This is a genomic window from Streptomyces sp. NBC_01314, from assembly GCF_041435215.1.
In the GTDB taxonomy this organism is placed as follows: Bacteria; Actinomycetota; Actinomycetes; order Streptomycetales; family Streptomycetaceae; genus Streptomyces.
The window spans coordinates 2,355,706-2,373,221 of sequence record NZ_CP108394.1; the positions used below are offsets into that span (position 1 = coordinate 2,355,706).

Annotated in this window: 13 protein-coding genes; 8 read left to right on the plus strand and 5 right to left on the minus strand. The window is 70.8% G+C overall.

The window, feature by feature from the left end; translation table 11 throughout:
• The first annotated feature begins 6 nt into the window (after positions 1 to 6).
• The 5 genes from OG622_RS10430 to OG622_RS10450 all read left to right on the plus strand — a co-directional run bounded on the left by OG622_RS10430 (position 7) and on the right by OG622_RS10450 (position 7,133).
• Positions 7 to 1,932, plus strand: a complete 1,926-nt coding sequence (locus OG622_RS10430; protein ID WP_371575095.1) for a molybdopterin oxidoreductase family protein — start codon at positions 7 to 9, stop codon at positions 1,930 to 1,932.
• A gap of 5 nt (positions 1,933 to 1,937) precedes the next feature.
• The gene (locus OG622_RS10435) at positions 1,938 to 3,770 is read left to right on the plus strand and encodes an NAD(P)H-dependent oxidoreductase subunit E (RefSeq protein WP_371575097.1); all 1,833 of its coding nucleotides are present in this window, start codon (positions 1,938 to 1,940) and stop codon (positions 3,768 to 3,770) included.
• Between the two features lie 37 nt (positions 3,771 to 3,807).
• Positions 3,808 to 4,668 carry a 2Fe-2S iron-sulfur cluster-binding protein gene (locus tag OG622_RS10440; protein ID WP_371575099.1) on the plus strand — a complete coding sequence of 287 codons (861 nt, stop codon included), beginning with the start codon at positions 3,808 to 3,810 and terminating at the stop codon, positions 4,666 to 4,668.
• 8 nt (positions 4,669 to 4,676) lie between these two features.
• Positions 4,677 to 5,540: a formate dehydrogenase accessory sulfurtransferase FdhD gene (fdhD, locus tag OG622_RS10445; protein ID WP_371575101.1), complete on the plus strand. Its 864-nt coding sequence runs from the start codon at positions 4,677 to 4,679 to the stop codon at positions 5,538 to 5,540.
• Positions 5,541 to 5,897: 357 nt separating this feature from the next.
• Entirely contained in the window at positions 5,898 to 7,133 is a 1,236-nt protein-coding gene (locus OG622_RS10450) for a hypothetical protein (protein WP_371575103.1), read from the plus strand.
• Here the strand turns inward: OG622_RS10450 and OG622_RS10455 are convergent.
• Positions 7,072 to 8,112, minus strand: a complete 1,041-nt coding sequence (locus OG622_RS10455) for a bile acid:sodium symporter family protein (protein WP_371575105.1) — start codon at positions 8,110 to 8,112, stop codon at positions 7,072 to 7,074. The two genes, OG622_RS10450 and OG622_RS10455, sit on opposite strands and share 62 nt — an antisense overlap.
• 142 nt (positions 8,113 to 8,254) lie before the next feature.
• Between OG622_RS10455 and OG622_RS10460 the strand changes: the two genes are divergently transcribed.
• Both OG622_RS10460 and OG622_RS10465 read left to right on the plus strand, forming a co-directional pair.
• Complete coding sequence (locus OG622_RS10460) at positions 8,255 to 9,130, plus strand: LysR substrate-binding domain-containing protein (RefSeq protein WP_371575107.1); 876 nt, start codon at positions 8,255 to 8,257, stop codon at positions 9,128 to 9,130.
• A 313-nt stretch (positions 9,131 to 9,443) separates the two neighbouring features.
• Entirely contained in the window at positions 9,444 to 11,270 is a 1,827-nt protein-coding gene (locus tag OG622_RS10465) for a long-chain fatty acid--CoA ligase (protein WP_371575109.1), read from the plus strand.
• A gap of 113 nt (positions 11,271 to 11,383) precedes the next feature.
• On the opposite strand, the gene OG622_RS10470 is transcribed toward OG622_RS10465, so the two are convergent.
• Positions 11,384 to 12,166 carry a Tat pathway signal sequence domain protein gene (locus OG622_RS10470; protein ID WP_371575111.1) on the minus strand — a complete coding sequence of 261 codons (783 nt, stop codon included), beginning with the start codon at positions 12,164 to 12,166 and terminating at the stop codon, positions 11,384 to 11,386.
• 242 nt (positions 12,167 to 12,408) lie between these two features.
• Here OG622_RS10470 and OG622_RS10475 point away from each other — a divergent pair, with 242 nt between their 5' ends.
• A complete protein-coding gene (locus OG622_RS10475) occupies positions 12,409 to 13,245 on the plus strand; it encodes an aldo/keto reductase (RefSeq protein ID WP_371575113.1) in 837 nt (278 codons plus the stop codon).
• A 186-nt stretch (positions 13,246 to 13,431) separates the two neighbouring features.
• Here the strand turns inward: OG622_RS10475 and OG622_RS10480 are convergent, their stop codons facing one another.
• The 3 genes from OG622_RS10480 to OG622_RS10490 all read right to left on the minus strand — a co-directional run bounded on the left by OG622_RS10480 (position 13,432) and on the right by OG622_RS10490 (position 17,157).
• Positions 13,432 to 14,133: an SDR family oxidoreductase gene (locus tag OG622_RS10480; RefSeq protein WP_371575115.1), complete on the minus strand. Its 702-nt coding sequence runs from the start codon at positions 14,131 to 14,133 to the stop codon at positions 13,432 to 13,434.
• A 115-nt stretch (positions 14,134 to 14,248) separates the two neighbouring features.
• Positions 14,249 to 15,169 (minus strand): trans-aconitate 2-methyltransferase, encoded by a 921-nt coding sequence (locus OG622_RS10485; protein ID WP_371575117.1) that lies wholly within the window; start codon positions 15,167 to 15,169, stop codon positions 14,249 to 14,251.
• Between the two features lie 275 nt (positions 15,170 to 15,444).
• Complete coding sequence (locus tag OG622_RS10490; RefSeq protein WP_371575119.1) at positions 15,445 to 17,157, minus strand: glycoside hydrolase family 6 protein; 1,713 nt, start codon at positions 17,155 to 17,157, stop codon at positions 15,445 to 15,447.
• Between the last annotated feature and the right edge of the window lie 359 nt (positions 17,158 to 17,516).

A 17,516-nucleotide genomic window follows, 5' to 3' on the forward strand; every position in this document is an offset into this window, starting at 1 on the left:
CGTCGTATGAGGAAACGCGACCGGACCCCCAAGACCTACACCAGGCTCACCCATCCCCTCGTCCGCGACTCCCGCGACGAGCCCTTCCGGCAGGCGAGTTGGGAGGAGGCGCTGGACCGGGCCGCCCGCGGCATCGAACGCAACCGCGGCGCGTTCGGCCTGTTCTCCTGCGCCCGCGCCACCAACGAGATGAACTACGTGGCGCAGAAGTTCGCCCGCGTGGTCATGGGCACCAACAACGTCGACTCCTGCAACCGCACCTGTCACGCGCCGAGCGTCGCCGGTCTCTCGGCCGCCTTCGGCTCGGGCGGCGGCACCTCCTCGTACGAGGAGATCGAGCACACCGACGTCATCGTGATGTGGGGCTCCAACGCCCGCTTCGCACACCCGATCTTCTTCCAGCACGTGCTGAAGGGCATCCACAGCGGCGCCCGGATGTACGCGGTCGACCCGAGGCGGACGTCCACCGCCGAGTGGGCGGAGAGCTGGATGGGGCTGAACGTCGGCACCGACATCCCGATGGCCCACGCGATCGGCCGGGAGATCATCCACGCGGGTCTCGCCAACAAGGCGTTCATCGAGCGGGCGACCACCGGCTTCGACGAGTACAGGGCGCTCGTCGAACCGTGGACGCTGTCGCTGGCCGAGAAGGTGACGGGCGTACCGGCCGCCGCCATACGGCAGTTGGCGCACGCGTACGGCCGAGCCGAGCGCGCCCAGCTGTGCTGGACGCTCGGCATCACCGAGCACCACAACGGCACCGACAACGTCCGCGCGCTGATCAACCTGTCGCTGCTGACCGGCCATGTGGGCCGCTACGCCTCGGGGTTGCAGCCCCTGCGCGGCCAGAACAACGTACAGGGCGGCGGCGACATGGGCGCCATCCCCAACCGGCTGCCCGGCTTCCAGGACATCCTCGACCCGGGCCACCGACTGAAGTTCGAGTCGGCGTGGGACACCGTCATCCAGCCGCACTACGGGCTGAACCTGACGGAGATGTTCGAGGCCATGGAGGAGGGCTCGCTGAAGGCCGTGTACTGCATCGGGGAGAACCCCGCGCAGTCCGAGGCCGACAGCGAACAGGCCGTACGGCGGATGCGGGAGCTGGACTTCCTCGTCGTCCAGGACATCTTCCTGACGAAGACGGCCCAGCTGGCGGACGTCGTGCTGCCCGCGACCGCCGGGTGGGCGGAGACGGACGGCACGACCACCAACAGCGAACGCCGGGTGCAGCGGGTACGCCGTGCCGTCACCCCGCCCGGGGAGGCCCGCGAGGACATCGACATCATCTGCGACCTGGCCTCGCGGCTCGGGCACGAGTGGAAGTACGCCGACGCCGAGGCCGTCTGGAACGAGCTGCGGTCGGTGTCGCCGGACCACTACGGGATGACGTACGAGCGCCTCGCGCGGGAGCAGGGCATCCAGTGGCCCTGCCCGGACACCGACAGGCTCGAACCTCCGTACCTGCACGCCCGGTTGTGGGATCCCGACCCGGCGAACCGGGGCCGGCTCGCCCCCTTCGGGATCGTCCAGCACGATCCTCCGGTCGACCTGACGGACGAGCGGTTCCCGATCCGGCTCACCACCGGGCGGCGGCTGGACTCGTACAACACCGGTGTGCAGAGCGGCGGTTACGCCTCGCCGCTCAGGCGCGGGGAGTACATCGAGCTGTGCCCGGAGGACGCGGAGCGGTACGGGGTCGTGGTGGGCGAGGAGGTCCAGGTGTCCTCGCGGCGCGGGTCGGTGGTGGCGCCGGTGTGGATCGACCTCGCCCTGCGGCCCGGCCTCGCCTTCATGACCATGCACTTTCCCGACGAGGTGGACACCAACCAGCTGACGATCGAGGCGAACTGCCCGATCGCGGGCACGGCGGAGTTCAAGGCGTCGGCGATCCGGATCGAGAAGCTGCCCGTCGCGACCATCGTGAGGTGACGTAAGTGGACCTGCACTTCGGTGACAGCAAACCCACCGACGAGGAGAAGGCGGCGGTCGACGCGTTGCTCGGGCCGCCGGAATCCTCCTGGGAGGGCGCGGCCCGCGATGAGATGACGGCCGCCGATCTGCGGTGGGCGCGGGGCGGCCGGGCGGCCCGGGAGCGCCGTGACCTGCTGTTGCCGGGGCTGCACGCGATCAACGACCGGATCGGCTGGATCAGTGACGGCGCGCTGGACTATCTCTGCCGGCGGCTGACCGTGCCGCCGGCGGAGGCGTACGGCGTGGCTACCTTCTACGCGATGTTCTCGGTTCAGCCGCGCCCGGCGACCGTCCTGCACGTGTGCACGGACCTGGCGTGCGCGGCGGCCGGGGCGGCCGACCTGTGCGCCGGGATCGAGTCCCGCCTCGGCCTCGGCAGCGGCGTGAGCGTGGAGCGGAGTCCGTGTCTTGGGCTGTGCGAGCGGGCCCCGGCCGCCCTCGCCATCAAGGCCGGGGATCCGGTGCGTACGGCGGTGTCGGCGCCGGCGACCGTCGAGGCGGCCGTGCTCGCGGCGAGCGCGCCCGACTCGGCGGAGGAGGAGCCCCCTGCCGTCATGGCGGTCCCGCAGGCGGGTGGACCGGGGCTCACCCTCCTGTCCCGTATCGGCGTCGTGGACGCCACCTCCCTCGACGACTACCGCGCGCACGGCGGCTACTCGGCCCTGCGGCGGGCCTTCGAGATCGGCCCCGCCGGCGTCATCCGGGAGGTCACCGACTCGGGCCTGGTCGGACGGGGCGGCGCCGCCTTCCCCACCGGACGGAAATGGCGGGCCACGGCGGAGCAGCCCGACCGTCCGCACTACCTCGTGTGCAACGCGGACGAATCCGAGCCGGGGACCTTCAAGGACCGCGTGATCATGGAGGGCGACCCGTTCGCCCTGGTCGAGTCGATGACCATCGCCGCGTACGCGACCGGCGCGCACCAGGGTTACCTGTACCTGCGGGGCGAGTATCCACGGGCCCTGCGCCGGCTGGAGCACGCCATCGCCCAGGCACGCGCCCGCGGCCTGCTCGGCGACGACGTCCTCGGCCAGGGCTACGCCTTCGACATCGAGATCCGCCGGGGCGCGGGCGCCTACATCTGCGGCGAGGAGACGGCTCTGTTCAACTCCATCGAGGGCTACCGGGGCGAGCCCCGATCGAAGCCGCCGTTCCCCGTGGAGAAGGGCCTGTTCGGCAAGCCGACCGTGGAGAACAACGTCGAGACGCTGGTGAACGTCCTGCCGATCCTGACGACGGGCGCCCCGGCGTACGCGGCGATCGGCACCGGGCGGTCCACCGGGCCCAAGCTGTTCTGCGTGTCGGGGAGCGTGGACCGCCCCGGCGTCTACGAGCTGCCCTTCGGGGCGACGCTGGGCGATCTGCTCGCGCTCGCCGGGGTACGGGACCGGCTGCGGGCCGTCCTCCTCGGCGGCGCGGCCGGCGGCTTCGTACGCCCCGACGAGCTGGACATCCCACTCACCTTCGAAGGGACGCGGGAGGCGGGCACGACGCTCGGCTCGGGGGTCGTGATGGCCTTCGACGACACGGTCCCGCTGCCCCGGCTGCTGCTGCGGATCGCGGAGTTCTTCCGGGACGAGTCCTGCGGTCAGTGCGTGCCGTGCCGGGTCGGGACCGTACGGCAGGAGGAGGCGCTGCACCGGATCGTCGAGCGGACCGGTGCGGCCGCGGCCGGTGACATCGCCCTGCTCAGGGAGGTCGGCCGCGCGATGCGGGACGCCTCGATCTGCGGTCTCGGGCAGACCGCGTGGAACGCAGTGGAATCCGCGATCGACCGCTTGGGGGCGTACGAATGACCACGCATCGCCGGACTCGCCGTACCGGAGCCGCCGTATGACCGTGATCCCGCTGGGAGTGCCGCGTCGCCTCCTGGAGTTCACCCTCGACGGGGAGCCGGTGCGCGCTCCCGAGGGCTCGACGATCCTCGACGCCTGCCGGGCCGCCGGCAAGGACGTCCCCACCCTCTGCGAGGGCGACACGCTCGCCCCGAAGAACGCCTGCCGGGTCTGTGTCGTCGAGGTCGAGGGGGCCAGGACCCTCGTCCCGGCCTGCTCCCGCAAGGCCGAACCCGGCATGGAGGTGAAGACCGACACCGAGCGCGCCCGGCACAGCCGCAAGATCGTCCTCGAACTGCTCGCCTCCTCGGTCGACCTCTCGACGACCCCGCGGGTCGCCGGGTGGATCAAGGAGTACGAGGCGAAACCGGACCGCTTCGGCCCCGGCGCGGCCCGGCTGAACGAGGAGCCCAGGGTCGACAACGAGCTGTACGTGCGGGACTACGACAAGTGCATCCTGTGTTACAAGTGCGTGGACGCCTGCGGGGACCAGTGGCAGAACACGTTCGCGATCTCGGTCGTCGGGCGCGGTTTCGACGCGCGGATCGCCGTGGAGCACGACGCTCCCCTGACCGATTCGGCGTGCGTCTACTGCGGGAACTGCGTCGAGGTCTGTCCGACGGGCGCCCTGTCCTTCAAGTCGGAGTTCGACATGCGGGCGGCGGGCACCTGGGACGAGTCGGCGCAGACGGAGACGACCACGGTCTGCGCGTACTGCGGTGTGGGCTGCAACCTCACACTCCATGTGCAGGACAATGAGATCGTGAAGGTCACCTCGCCGCACGACAACCCGGTGACCCACGGCAACCTCTGCATCAAGGGCCGCTTCGGCTACCAGCACGTACAGAACCGGGACTGAGACACGACATGGGACGAGTCACGGAACGACGCAAGGTGATCCGCATCCGGGACGGCGCGGTCACCACGCGCCCGGACACCCTCGTGGCCGAGGAACCGATGGAGATCCGGCTGAACGGCAAGCCGCTCGCGATCACCATGCGCACCCCGGGCGACGACTTCGCGCTGGCGGCGGGGTTCCTGGTCAGCGAGGGCGTCCTCGCCGAACAGTCGGACCTGCAGAACATCGTCTACTGCGCGGGCGCGACCGTGGACGGCTCGAACACGTACAACGTGGTGGACGTGCGGACGGCACCGGGGGTCGTCATCCCCGACATCACGCTCGAACGGAACGTGTACACGACCTCGTCCTGCGGGCTGTGCGGCAAGGCGTCGCTGGACTCGGTCCGGACGACCGCCCGCTGGGCCATCGACGACACGCACGGCGGTGACGCTCCCCCGGTCCGCCTCGATCCCGAGTTCCTCGCGAGCCTCCCCGACCGGCTCCGCGCGGCGCAGCGGGTCTTCGACCGGACCGGGGGTCTGCACGCGGCGGCCCTGTTCGGCGAGGACGGCGAGCTGCTCGACGTACGGGAGGACGTGGGGCGGCACAACGCGGTGGACAAGCTGGTGGGGCGGGCCCTGCAGAGCGGGTCGCTGCCGTTGTCCCGTGCGGTGCTGCTGGTGTCGGGGCGGGCCTCGTTCGAGCTGGCGCAGAAGGCGGTGATGGCGGGGATTCCGGTGCTGGCGGCGGTGTCGGCGCCGTCCTCGCTCGCGGTCGACCTGGCGGCGGAGACCGGGCTGACCCTGGTGGGCTTCCTGCGGGGCGCCTCCATGAACGTGTACGCGGGCGAGCACCGGATCGCTCTGCGGGCCGCGGCCGACCAGGGCTGAGCGGCTCCCCGCGTCCACGACGGTGGGGCCCCTGGCGGGGAGCGCCCCCTGCGCCGGGGGCTCCGCCGGTTCGACCGCCGGGCACGCGTCATTGGTTCACTGGTGCGTTGCCGGGTGTGGGTGGGTGGGGCTTCTCGCGCAGTTCCCCGCGCCCCTGAGAAGCGGGGCCACGCCCCGGATTTTCGGGTCCGCGGGGCCGTGCCCTTGTCCTTGAGGGGCGCGGGGAACTGCGCGAGCAACCACGACGTACCCGCAGGCGCCGCCGAACCGAACCCCCGAGCTCTTCTGCGAGGTTCGGCGGCGCGATCCCACGACTGCCCATGGACCGGATCGACGCAGGCAACTAACGTCCCTTCCGTGCCCGACGACGCAGGAGCACGACAGCGGACGGGGGCCGGACCGGTCCTCGTCCTGGCGCTGGTCCTGGCCCTCGCGGCCGTGCTGCTCACCGCCCTCCCGGACGACGACCGGGAGGGCGGCACCGCCTGCACGGCCCGTACGGTCCGGGGCTGGGACCCGGACGCGGCCCTGACCGGCGAGTTCACCCGGTACGGCGACGACGCCACCCGCACCGACGACTGGACCGGCGGCGACGGCACCCACTCGGTGCGGCTCCCGGACGGGCGGGTCCTGTGGCTGTTCTCCGACACCTATCTGGGCCAGGTGCACCCACCGCCCAACCCGGCGGGCGAGTCCGTGGCCTGGCGGGACCTCGCGACGCCCCTGGTGCGCAACTCGGCCGTGGTGATGTCCCCTTCGGGCCGCCTCGAATCCACCCTCCCCGCACCCGTCTTCCCGGACCCGGCCCCGCAGCACTGGCGCTGGCCGGTGGCCGCCCGGGTCGAGCCCCGCTCCCCCGGCTCGGACGAGAAGGTCGTACGGGTGCTGCTGTGGACGCGTACGGCGGGGCGCTCCCCGTGGATCTACGGGGTGCCCACCGCGACGGAGGTCGCCACGCTGTCGCTGCCCGGTCTGCGGCTGGAGGGGATCACGACGGTGCTGGACCAGGCGTCGGTCGCCGATCCGGCCCGGCGGGTGCTGTTCGGGACGACGGCCGTGGACGCGGGCGACTGGACGTACGTCTTCGGCGGCACCGACGCCCAGGCCGCGTCCCGCCCGACCTCGCACGCGTATGTCGCCCGGGTGCCGCGGGGTCGGCTCGGGGAGCCGGGGGCGTGGGAGTACTGGGACGGCTCGCGGTGGGCGGTGCGGGGGCGGCCTGCGGCGGTGCTGGGGAACGGGGAGGACAAGGGGGTGGGCAGCGCCTTCACCGTCGTACGGGACGGGCGTACGTACGTGCTGTTCACCATGGCCGCCGGGACCGAGGGGCTGACGACCGTGACCGCGTACTGGGCCTGCTCCCCGGCCGGGCCCTGGCACGGGCCCACCAGGGGCTTCAGCCCGCCGCTGCCGGGCGGCGGGGTCGCGGCGTACAACCCGCAGGCGCACGAGGCGGTCGACGACGGGCGGTTGGTGCTCAGCTACGACGTCAACTGGCTGGACGCCGACGCCGCGGCGGCACAGGTGAACATCACGCGGAACGTGTCCCTGTACCGACCGCGGTTCGTATCGCTTCGTCTCGCGGCTCCGTGACCGCCGGCTCCAGCGGGTCGTGGGCGCGGCGTTTGGCGATGACCGCGCAGACCATCAGCTGCATCTGGTGGAACAGCATCAGCGGCAGCACGGCGAGGGAGGCCTCGGGGCCGAACAGGACGCTCGCCATGGGCAGTCCGGAGGCGAGGGACTTCTTGGAGCCGGCGAACTGGATGGCGATCCGGTCCGCCCGGTCGAAGCGCAGGGCCTTGGCGCCGTACCAGGTGAGCAGCAGCATCACCGCGAGCAGCACGGCCTCGACGACGAGGAGTCCGCCGAGCCGCAGCGGGCTGACCTGGCTCCAGATCCCGCGCACCATGCCCTCGCCGAACGCGACGTAGACGACGAGCAGGATCGAGCCCCGGTCGACGAGGCCGAGGATCTGCTTGTGCCGGGCGATGAAGCCGCCGATCCAGCGGCGGGCCAGTTGCCCGGCGGCGAACGGAACCAGCAGCTGGAGCACGATCTTCACCAGCGCGTCGGTGGAGAAGCCGCCGGCGCTGCCGCCGAGCAGGGTCGCCGCGAGCAGCGGGGTGATGACGATGCCCGCGAGGGAGGAGAAGGAGCCCGCGCAGATCGCGGCGGGCACGTTGCCCCGGGCCATCGAGGTGAAGGCGATCGACGACTGGATGGTCGACGGGACGAGGGTGAGGAAGAGCAGCCCCGTGTAGAGGGAGTGGCTGAGGAAGACCGGTTCGAGGCCGCGGGCCGCCAGGCCCAGCAGCGGGAAGACCACGAACGTGCACGCCAGGACCGTGAGGTGGAGCCGCCAGTGCTTGAGGCCGTCGAGTGCCTCGCGGGTGGAGAGGCGGGCGCCGTAGAGGAAGAAGAGGAAGGCGATCGCGGCCGTGGACGCGCCCGACGCGACCTCGGCGGCCGTACCCCGCGCCGGGAGGAGCGCCGCGATGCCCACGGTCCCGAGCAACAGCAGGATGTAGGGGTCGATCGGCATCCAGCTCGGCCACTTCAGGCGTTTCACGGTGCTCCACGTGCTGTCGATGAGAGTGCGTTCGGGGCCCGGAAGGCCCCCCTCCATCGTCCTCCCCGGACCCTTGATCGGGAATCCGTCATACCGCACTGACTGTCATCACGTTCTCCGATAAGCCGGTAGGGTGGCGATCGTGTACGAGCCCTCTCATCTGCGCACCTTCCTCGCCGTGGCCCAGACGCTGAGCTTCACTCAGGCCGCCCGGCGGCTGGGGCTGCGTCAGTCCACGGTCAGCCAGCATGTGCGCCGTCTGGAGGACGCGGCCGGGCGGCAGTTGTTCTCGCGGGACACGCACTCCGTGGAGCTGACGGAGGACGGCGAGGCCATGCTCGGGTTCGCCCGGCGGCTCCTGGAGGTGCACGAGCAGGCGACGGCGTTCTTCACCGGGACCCGGCTGCGCGGGCGGCTGCGCTTCGGCGCGTCCGAGGACTTCGTGCTCACCCGGCTCCCGGAGATCCTGGAGGCCTTCCGGCACGACCATCCCGAGGTGGATCTGGAGCTGACCGTCGAGCTGTCGGGCACGCTGCACGAGCAGCTCACGGCGGGCAAGCTCGACCTGGTGCTGGCGAAGCGGCGCCCGCAGGACCCACGCGGCGAACCCGTCTGGACGGACAGGCTCGTCTGGATCGGCGCGGAGCGGCTCCGCGTCGACCCCGACCGCCCGGTCCCGCTGATCGCCTATCCGCCGCCGGGCATCACGCGCGCCCTGGCCCTGGAGGCGCTGGAGCGCGAGGGCCGCTCCTGGCGCATCGCCTGCACGAGCGGAAGCCTCAACGGACTCATCGCCGCCGCCCGCGCGGGCCTCGGCGTGATGGCGCATTCCCGTCGCCTGGTGCCTCCCGGTCTGGTCCGTGTCCCGGAGCGGGCCGGGCTGCCGGAACTCGGCGAGGTCGACTTCGTCGTCGTCCACGGCCGGCGCCCGGGCGCGGCGGCGGGCGCGGCGGACGCCCTCGCGGCGGCCATCCTCTCCGGCGGCGACCGGCTCCACGGCCGGGCGCGAGGGGCGTGACAGGGGACGGTCTCCCTCGCGTCGGCGTCCCGGCTCCACCGGCGCGTCAAACGTGAGCGGTGTTCGCGTTTCCCCAGGCCAGACCGTGTTCGCGGGGACGCGCACCGTGACCGGGGCGTGCGGGTTCGGTGGAGATTGCCCTCACGGAACTTACTGCGGCGTCAGGCATCGTGCCGGAGACCTCCCCATCTGCGGGTGTTTTTCGGCACCGACTCGTGTCACCCATTCCAATGCGCCCCCTCCACAACCCTCCCGTCCGTTCCCGTGGTGAGGTAGCTTTCACGCGCTGTGCGGAGCGCCACGAGGAGCGGGTTTGCGCGAGTTCACCACCCCCCCGTTGGCGTCGGCGCCGCCGGTGGGCGGCCTGGCCGACGTCGTCTTCGAGTACGCCCAGGAGGACCCGACATACATCGCGCTCGGCCGTAAGGACGAGCAGGGCGAGTGGCGCGACATGACCTCCGCGGAGTTCCGCGACGAGGTCCTCGCGCTGGCGAAAGGGCTGCTGGCACAGGGCATCCGGTTCGGCGACCGGGTCGCCATCATGTGCCGTACGCGCTATGAGTGGACCCTCTTCGACTACGCGCTGTGGACCGTCGGCGCCCAGGTCGTCCCCATCTATCCGACCTCCTCAGCCGAGCAGGTCTTCTGGATGCTGTACGACTCCGAGTGCACGGCGGCCATGGTCGAACACGAGGACCACGCGATGACCGTCGCCACGGTCATCGACCGGCTGCCCCAGCTGCGCCGGCTCTGGCAGCTGGACGTGGGCGCGGTGCGGGAGCTGTACGAGTCGGGGGCGCACCTCGACGACGAGGTGGTGCACCGCCACCGCCTCGCGGTGACACCCGAGTCGATCGCGACGATCATCTACACCTCCGGCACGACGGGCCGCCCCAAGGGCTGTGTCATCTCGCACGCCAACTTCACGGTCGAGGCGGACACGGTCATCGAGCGCTGGGCGCCGCTGTTCAAGTCCCGCAAGGGCGACGAGGCGGCGACGCTGCTGTTCCTGCCGCTCGCCCACGTCTTCGGGCGGATGGTGCAGGTCGCGGGCATCCGCGGGAAGGTCAAGTTCGGTCATCAGCCGCAGCTCAACGCGGCGGTCCTGCTGCCCGACCTCGCCGCCTTCCAGCCGACCTTCTTCCTCGCGGTGCCGTACATCTTCGAGAAGGTCTTCAACGCGAGCCGGCGCAAGGCCGAGCGCGAGGGGAAGGCCGGGGCGTTCGAGAAGGCCGTCGAGGTCGCCGTGAAGTACGCGGACGCGATGGAGGCGAGGGCCTGGGGCATCGGGCCCGGCCCGTCGGCGGGGCTGCGGATGCAGCACCAGTTCTTCGACAAGGTCGTCTACGGCAAGATCCGGGAGGCGATGGGCGGCCGGATCAAGTACGCGATGTCCGGCGGCTCGGCGATGGACCGGCGGCTCGGGCTGTTCTTCGCGGGCGCGGGCGTCCACATCTTCGAGGGGTACGGCCTGACGGAGTGTACGGCGGCCGCGACGGCCAACCCTCCGGAGCGCACCCGGTACGGCACGGTCGGCCAGCCCATCCCGGGCATGACCGTGCACATCGCGGACGACGGCGAGATCTGGCTGCGCGGCCCCAACGTCTTCCAGGGCTACCTGAACAACCCGAAGGCCACCGACCAGACCCTGCACGACGGCTGGCTCGCCACCGGTGATCTGGGCTCCCTCGACGAGGACGGCTATCTCACCATCACCGGGCGCAAGAAGGAGATCCTGGTGACCTCGGGCGGCAAGAGCGTCTCGCCCGCCATCCTGGAGGAGCGGGTGCGCGACCATCCGCTGGTCGCGCAGTGCATCGTCGTCGGCAACGACCGTCCGTACATCGCCGCCCTGGTCACCCTGGACGGGGAGGCCGTCGAACACTGGCTGCAGATGCACGGCAAGGCGCAGCTGTCGGCGGCCGAGCTGGTACGTGACCCGGAGCTGGAGACCGAGGTGCGGCGGGCGGTGGTCGCCGCCAACACCCTGGTCTCGCAGGCCGAGTCGATCCGTACGTTCCGGATCCTCGCGCACCAGTTCACCGAGGAGCACGGGCTGTTGACGCCGTCGCTGAAGCTGAAGCGGAAGGCGATCGAGAAGGCGTACGCGACCGAGGTGGAGGCGCTGTACCGGGCCTGAGACCGCACCGGGCGGGACAGGGAGCGGGAGCGGGACCGCACCAGGCATGAGCCCGCTCGGCCCCGCCGACCGGGCTCGCCGGCCGGGCTCGCCGGCCGGGCTCGCCCTCGGGGTCAGACCAGCTGGTAGCCCCGCATGTTCCGCAGCAGCATGTGACAGTTCTGCAGGGAGCCCGAGGTGTCGCCGAGGGAGCGGTAGATGCCCCACTTGGGGCGCAGCCGGTCGGCGAGGAAGGTGTCGACGCCGGTGCGGGAGACGTCGATGAGGGTGGTCGGGCCCTTCTTGAGGATCCAGCGCACCGAACCGGCCGAGCCGTTGCCGACCTTGACCTGGAAGTCGACGTCCACCCAGGAGTTGTGCAGGGGCGCCAGATCGGTGCGGCCGACGAGGATGTCGTCGATCGGCAGCTTCAGCTCGATGGTCTGCGCACTGTTCACCCGGCGCAGGGACTGCACGACGAGGGGTGAGGTGCCGGCGCCGGGCTGCTTCATCTGCATGATGTGCGTGAAGCTCGTGGTCGCCTTCAGCGAAGCCGGGATGTACATCCCGTAGGTGACGCGCCAGGTCTGGCCCTCGGTCCACCGGAGGAAGCCACTGCCCGTGCGCAGGCCGGTGACCTCGTGGCGCTGGCGGTCGGTGGAGGTGTCCCGGTCGACGGTGTGCATGTCGAACCGCCAGGTGTCGCCGGTGGCGTGGATGTGCGGCGAGGCGGAGGTGTGCGAGTCGGCGCGGTCGTCCTCCAGGGTCTCGAAGGCGCGCAGCCCGTCGGCGCCCGCCGAGGGGGACCACTTCAACTGCCAGGAGGCGGCGTGCGCGGCGGGGACAGGCAGCCCGACCGCGGCCGCGGCGGCGCCGCCGAGCGCGGCGCCGAAGAGGTTCCTTCGTGTGGGGGTCATGAGCCATCCATTCACGTATGTGACCATCATTCACCGACGTGCGTTACGGCAGGGCTAGAATCCACGCGTGACCGTGTTCGGTCAATGGTCCAGACCGATACTCTCGAAGCGCCGATTCCATTTCGGCCAATCTGCGCTTCGGGCTGTGATTCGGGTCGCGAGCGGTCCGCTCAGGAATGCATCGCGCGCCGTGATCGTTGACGATGGGAAGCACCACCCGACGACTTAAGGATCGAGAGCTCGTGAGCAGCAAGGTCCCCCCGATCATCCTGAACAACGGCGTCGAGATGCCCCAGCTCGGCTTCGGCGTGTGGCAGGTGCCGGACGACGAGGCCGAGCAGGCGGTCACCACCGCGCTGGAGGCCGGCTACCGCAGCATCGACACTGCCGCGATCTACGGCAACGAAGTGGGCACCGGCAAGGCCATCGCCAGGGCCGGTGTGGCCCGCGAGGACCTCTTCGTCACCACCAAGCTCTGGAACAGCGACCAGGGCTACGACTCCACGCTCCGCGCCTTCGACGAGTCCCTGGACAAGCTCGGCCTGGAGTACGTGGACCTGTATCTGATCCACTGGCCGCTGCCGGCCCGGGGCACGTTCGTCGACACGTTCACGGCGTTCGAGAAGCTCTACGCGGACGGCCGCGCGAAGGCCATCGGTGTCTCCAACTTCCTTCCGGAGCACCTGCAGACGCTGATCGAGGCCACGAACGTCATCCCGGCGGTCAACCAGATCGAGCTGCACCCGCACCTGCAGCAGCTCGCGGCCCGCGAGTACCACGCGGAGCAGGGCATCGCCACCGAGGCCTGGTCGCCGCTCGGTCAGGGCAAGGGGCTCCTGGAGGTCCCGGCGGTCATCGCGATCGCACAGAAGCACGGCCGCACCCCCGCCCAGGTGGTCCTGCGCTGGCACCTCCAGCTGGGCAACGTGGTCATCCCCAAGTCCGTGACCCCGTCCCGCATCAAGGAGAACATCGAGGTCTTCGACTTCTCCCTGGACATCGAGGACATCGCCGCGATCAGCGCGCTGAACGAGGACCGGCGCATCGGCCCGGACCCGGCGACGTTCAACCAGGCCTGAGAACGGGTCCACGGCTGACGCCTGCGCGCCGAGAGCGCGGAGACAGCGGAGACCGCCCGCCGGATGAGTTCCGACGGGCGGTCTCGTGCGTCCGGGCCCGGCCGCGACCTCGAATCGGCCCGGCCCGGCCCGGCCCGGCCGTGACCTCGTATCGGACCGGACCGACCGTGGTCTCGCGCCGTCGTGTCAGACCGGCTGGCCGATCGGTCGTACGACCACGGTGTTGACGTCGACCCCGGCCGGCTGTCGGATCGCCCAGACCACGGAGTCGGCGATCTGGTCGGCGGTGAGGAGGTGGCCGGGCGGCAGGCTGCCGTAGGCGTCCCAGAACGGGGTCTCCACGCGGCCGGGCGCGATCAGGGTCACCCCGACACCCCACTCGGTGACCTGCCGCCGGGTGTTCTCGGCCAGCCCGGTGACCGCCCACTTCGTCGCCCCGTAGATGTTGCCGGGGCCATGGATGAACCCGGCGACGCTGCCGACCAGCATGATCCGCCCCCGGGTCTCCTTGAGTGCGTCGATGGAGGCCCGGATGAGCAGGGCCGGGCCCAGCACGTTGGTCAGCACCATCTCCGTCCACCCCGCCGGGTCCCCCTCGGCGACGGTGTCGTGGGTGGCGAACCCGGCGTTGGCGAGAACGGTGTCGATCCGCCCGAACTCCTTGAGTGTGGCGTCCACCGCCGCCTGTACGTCCGCGTACTCGGCCGCGTTGCCCGCGATGGTCAACAGCCCTTCCGGATCGCCGAGTTCGGCGGCGAACGCACGCAACCGCTCGGCCCTGCGCCCGGTGACGGCCACCCGGTGGCCGTGGCCGAGCAACTGCCGGGCGACCGCGGCTCCGATACCGGTGCCGCCGCCGGTGATGAGTGCGACTGGAGCTTCGGACATGGCTACCCCCATCTGACTCCCGTCGAACCGGCTGGAATCCGGCCGACGGATGGAGTCCACCACTTGAAGCGCTCTCGAAGTCAAGTGCCGCCGACCGCCGGGGCACGGCCCGAAGTCATCGCTGGGCCGCGTGAACCGTGTGGGCCGCGAGGACGAAGAGGTCTGTGCGGTGATACAGGCTCGCCTTGTCGTCGGGGTCGAGGAGCCGGTCGACGGTCGCGAGGTCGGAGGCGTCGAGGAAGTCCGCGAGCATGCCCCGGCCGCGCTGGAACTGGGCCACGGCGTACGCGCGGGCGGCTTCCGGGACGGGTGCCGGAACGTCCAGCAGGAAGGTGCGGGACGTGGCGTCACGCAGGCCGGCGGCGGTGAGGAGCCCCGGCCAGTCCTCGGTCTCCGGGACACTGCCGGGCACCGCGGCCCGCATCTCGGAGAACCACCGGTCCTCCGCCGCGTCGAGCCGGGACTGCAGTCCCGGGCGGCCGATGCCGAGGTCGCGCGGCAGGAACCGGCTGGGCAGTCCGCCTTCGACGAGGGCCAGCGTGCCGCCGGGGGCGAGGCGTTCGACGAAGGCGGCGAGGGCGGCGCGCTGGTCGCCGAGGTGGTGCAGGCTGCGGCTGGCCCACAGCAGGTCGGCGGGGTAGTCCAGGTCGGCGAGTCCGTCCGGCAGTTCGGCCTCCAGGGTGTCGAACCGGTCCGCGAGACCCAGCCGTTCGGCACGGGCGCGGGCCCGTGCCAGCAGGGGTCCGGAGCCGTCCAGGGCGACGACCCGGGCGGCGGGGAACTCGTCGGCCAGCAGACAGCTCACGACCCCCGGGCCGCTGCCGAGGTCGACGACCAGACCCGGTTCGGGCTGCCGTGCGGCCACCCAGGCGGCGGCCCGCCGGTTCAGCGGCGCGAACAGTTCCGCCTGTCCCTCCAGGTGCTCGGCCAGCTCGGCCCAGTCGATGTCGGTGTGGTCGTGACCGCCGTGCTGGTGGCCGTGGCCGTCGGCGTGGCCCTGCTCGTGCCGACCCTGGCCGTGGTGCTGCTGTCCCATGACGGTGAGCCTCTCCTCCGGGTGCCGTCAGCTTGCCCCGACGCACCGGAGAGCGGCCACTTCTCTTGCCGTATCGGCAAATCCGCCGTGCCGATCCGATCCTTCTCCGCCGTGCCGGTCCAGGTTCCCGCTCCGCCGGACCGCCGCGTCACCCGGAACGCGTCGCACCCGACCGCCTCCGTCGGCATGACGTGCTCACGCGGACATGCCACCGGTCCGCCAGGGGGTGGGGGAAGTGGGACTGACCCCTGGCGGACCGGTTCGACCGAGCGGACTCAGAGCGCGGGGTACGCGTTCTGCATCAGCTGCTGGAACTGGGCGGAGAACCAGTGCCCGGAGACCGGCGCGTTCGCCAGGGCACCGGACATGTTGTTGTTGTTGCGCGGGTTGCCCGTGTACGTCGGGTCGCACATGCGGTCGAAGCCCTTGCCCTCGTCGTTCGGGATGGCGGAGCTGGACCCGTCGGACTCACCCGGCGGCTTCATCCACACATAGGCGTCGATCCCGGTCGCCGGGGCGGCCTTCGGACGTTCGCCGAGACCGGCTCCGGACTGGTTGCACCAGTTGCCGGTGTTGAGGCGGCGGTCGTAGCGCCCGCCGTCCACGTACGTGTCGACGGTGGTCGTCGCCCCCGGTCCGGTGGGCCGTGCGGCGCCGCCCCAGCCGTTGCGGGAGGTGTCGATCAGCATGCCGATGTTCGAGTTGAAGCCGACCGAGACCAGCTGGGTGCGGAAGGCCTGGGCGAAGGACAGCTCGTCGACGTAGCGGTTCCAGTCCACCCACTTCGACTCACGGACCGACTTGCCGCCCGCGGAGTCGTTGATGGTGAAGTTGTTCTCCTTCAGGGCGCTGTAGTTCGCCGTGTTGGTGATGAAGCCGTGGACGTCGTTGACCGTGGCGCCCTCGGCGGTCGCCGCCTCCTTGAAGACGGTGGCGGAGGCGCCGAAGTTGTCGTCCCAGCCGATCCAGCCGTGGTGGCCGGCGTCGACGTAGTTGTAGACGTTCCCCACGTCACCGAGCTTGTTGAGCGCGTAGCCGACGCCCTTGACGTAGTTGCCGTTGGCCTTCATCACGTCGCACTCGGGGGTGGCCGTCGGGCGGCTTCCGGTGTTGGTGACGAGGTTGGGCAGCGAGTCGATCTCGACGGTCGTGACGATCCGCAGACCGGCGTACTTCGAGTCGGCGAGGATGGCCGCGATCGGGTCGATGTACTCGGTCTTGTAGCGACCGATCTCCGTCGGGCCCAGCTCGCCGTTGGAGGCGAGAGCCGCGCAGTCACGGCCGGGCAGGTTGTAGATCACCAGCTGGACGACGAGCTCGCCCGAGCCCTTCTGCCGCAGCGCCTCGTCGAGGTGGGCGCGCAGACCCATCTTGCCGCCCGCGCCCTCGATGGCGGCGATCCGGTCCAGCCAGACGCCCGTGGGCTGGCTGGAGATCCGGCTGCCGCCCGGCTCGGCGGCGGCCTTCGCGGACCACTCCGGGTTCACGTACACCTTGGCGCCGGAGTACGGGTTGTCCACCTTCGTGCCCGGTGTGCCGGGGCCCGGGTCGGTGGGGCCGCCGCCACCGTCGTCGACGTTGCAGGTCACGCCGTCGAGCGTGAACGTCGTCGGCAGGGCGTTGGTGCCGCTGTAGGAGGCCTGGAAGCCGAAGCTGACCGAACCGCCGGTCGCCAGCGTGCCGTTGTACGACTCGTTGGCGGCGGTCACCGTCGTACCGCTCTGGGTGACCCGGGAGTTCCAGCCGTTGGTGACCTGCTGGTTGCCCGCGTACGACCACTTCACGGCCCATGACGACTTCGCGGCACTGTTGTTGGTGATCGTGACGGCGGTGGTGAAGCCGGTCGACCACTGGTTCTGCACCTTGTAGTCGACCGTGCAGGGGATCGCCTGGACGCCGACGTCGTCGGGTACGGCGGCCGCTGCGGTCCCGGCCGCGCCGGCGACCAGCGCCAACGCAGCCAGAAGTGCTGTTCTGGTACGGCTCATGAGTGCGGGTTCCTCTTCCGTAGTGGGGTGTACGAGGAGGAGTCGTCGCGCTGTCGCCGAGGCGAGTAAAAGACCTGAACGCTGAGGGTGTTTCTCGGAGCGTCCCTCGCAGCTCGGACACGTCTGGGAAGAGCGCGTCGACTGGTGGAACCGCTCCCACTGGTGCTGGTGAAGGTAGCGCCAAGTGACGGTAAAAGACAGAGGTGTTGCGTTATTGCGCTCGCTGAATCTTTTCTTCCTGATCGAATCTTTTCGACTCTTCAAACACCTTGACCCTCAGGGCCCTCCTCCTCAATATGGGAGCGCTCCCACTGGTTCAAGGCTTGTTGTTGCCGCTCCGCCCCCCACCTTCGCTAGAG

Coding starts and splice junctions, on each gene's coding strand:
- OG622_RS10490 (WP_371575119.1), bottom strand. CDS start 17,157: ATGAGCCGTACCAGAACAGCACTTCTGGCTGCGTTGGCGCTGGTCGCC.
- OG622_RS10440 (WP_371575099.1), top strand. CDS start 3,808: ATGACCGTGATCCCGCTGGGAGTGCCGCGTCGCCTCCTGGAGTTCACC.
- OG622_RS10480 (WP_371575115.1), bottom strand. CDS start 14,133: ATGTCCGAAGCTCCAGTCGCACTCATCACCGGCGGCGGCACCGGTATC.
- OG622_RS10430 (WP_371575095.1), top strand. CDS start 7: ATGAGGAAACGCGACCGGACCCCCAAGACCTACACCAGGCTCACCCAT.
- OG622_RS10485 (WP_371575117.1), bottom strand. CDS start 15,169: ATGGGACAGCAGCACCACGGCCAGGGTCGGCACGAGCAGGGCCACGCC.
- fdhD (WP_371575101.1), top strand. CDS start 4,677: ATGGGACGAGTCACGGAACGACGCAAGGTGATCCGCATCCGGGACGGC.
- OG622_RS10470 (WP_371575111.1), bottom strand. CDS start 12,166: ATGACCCCCACACGAAGGAACCTCTTCGGCGCCGCGCTCGGCGGCGCC.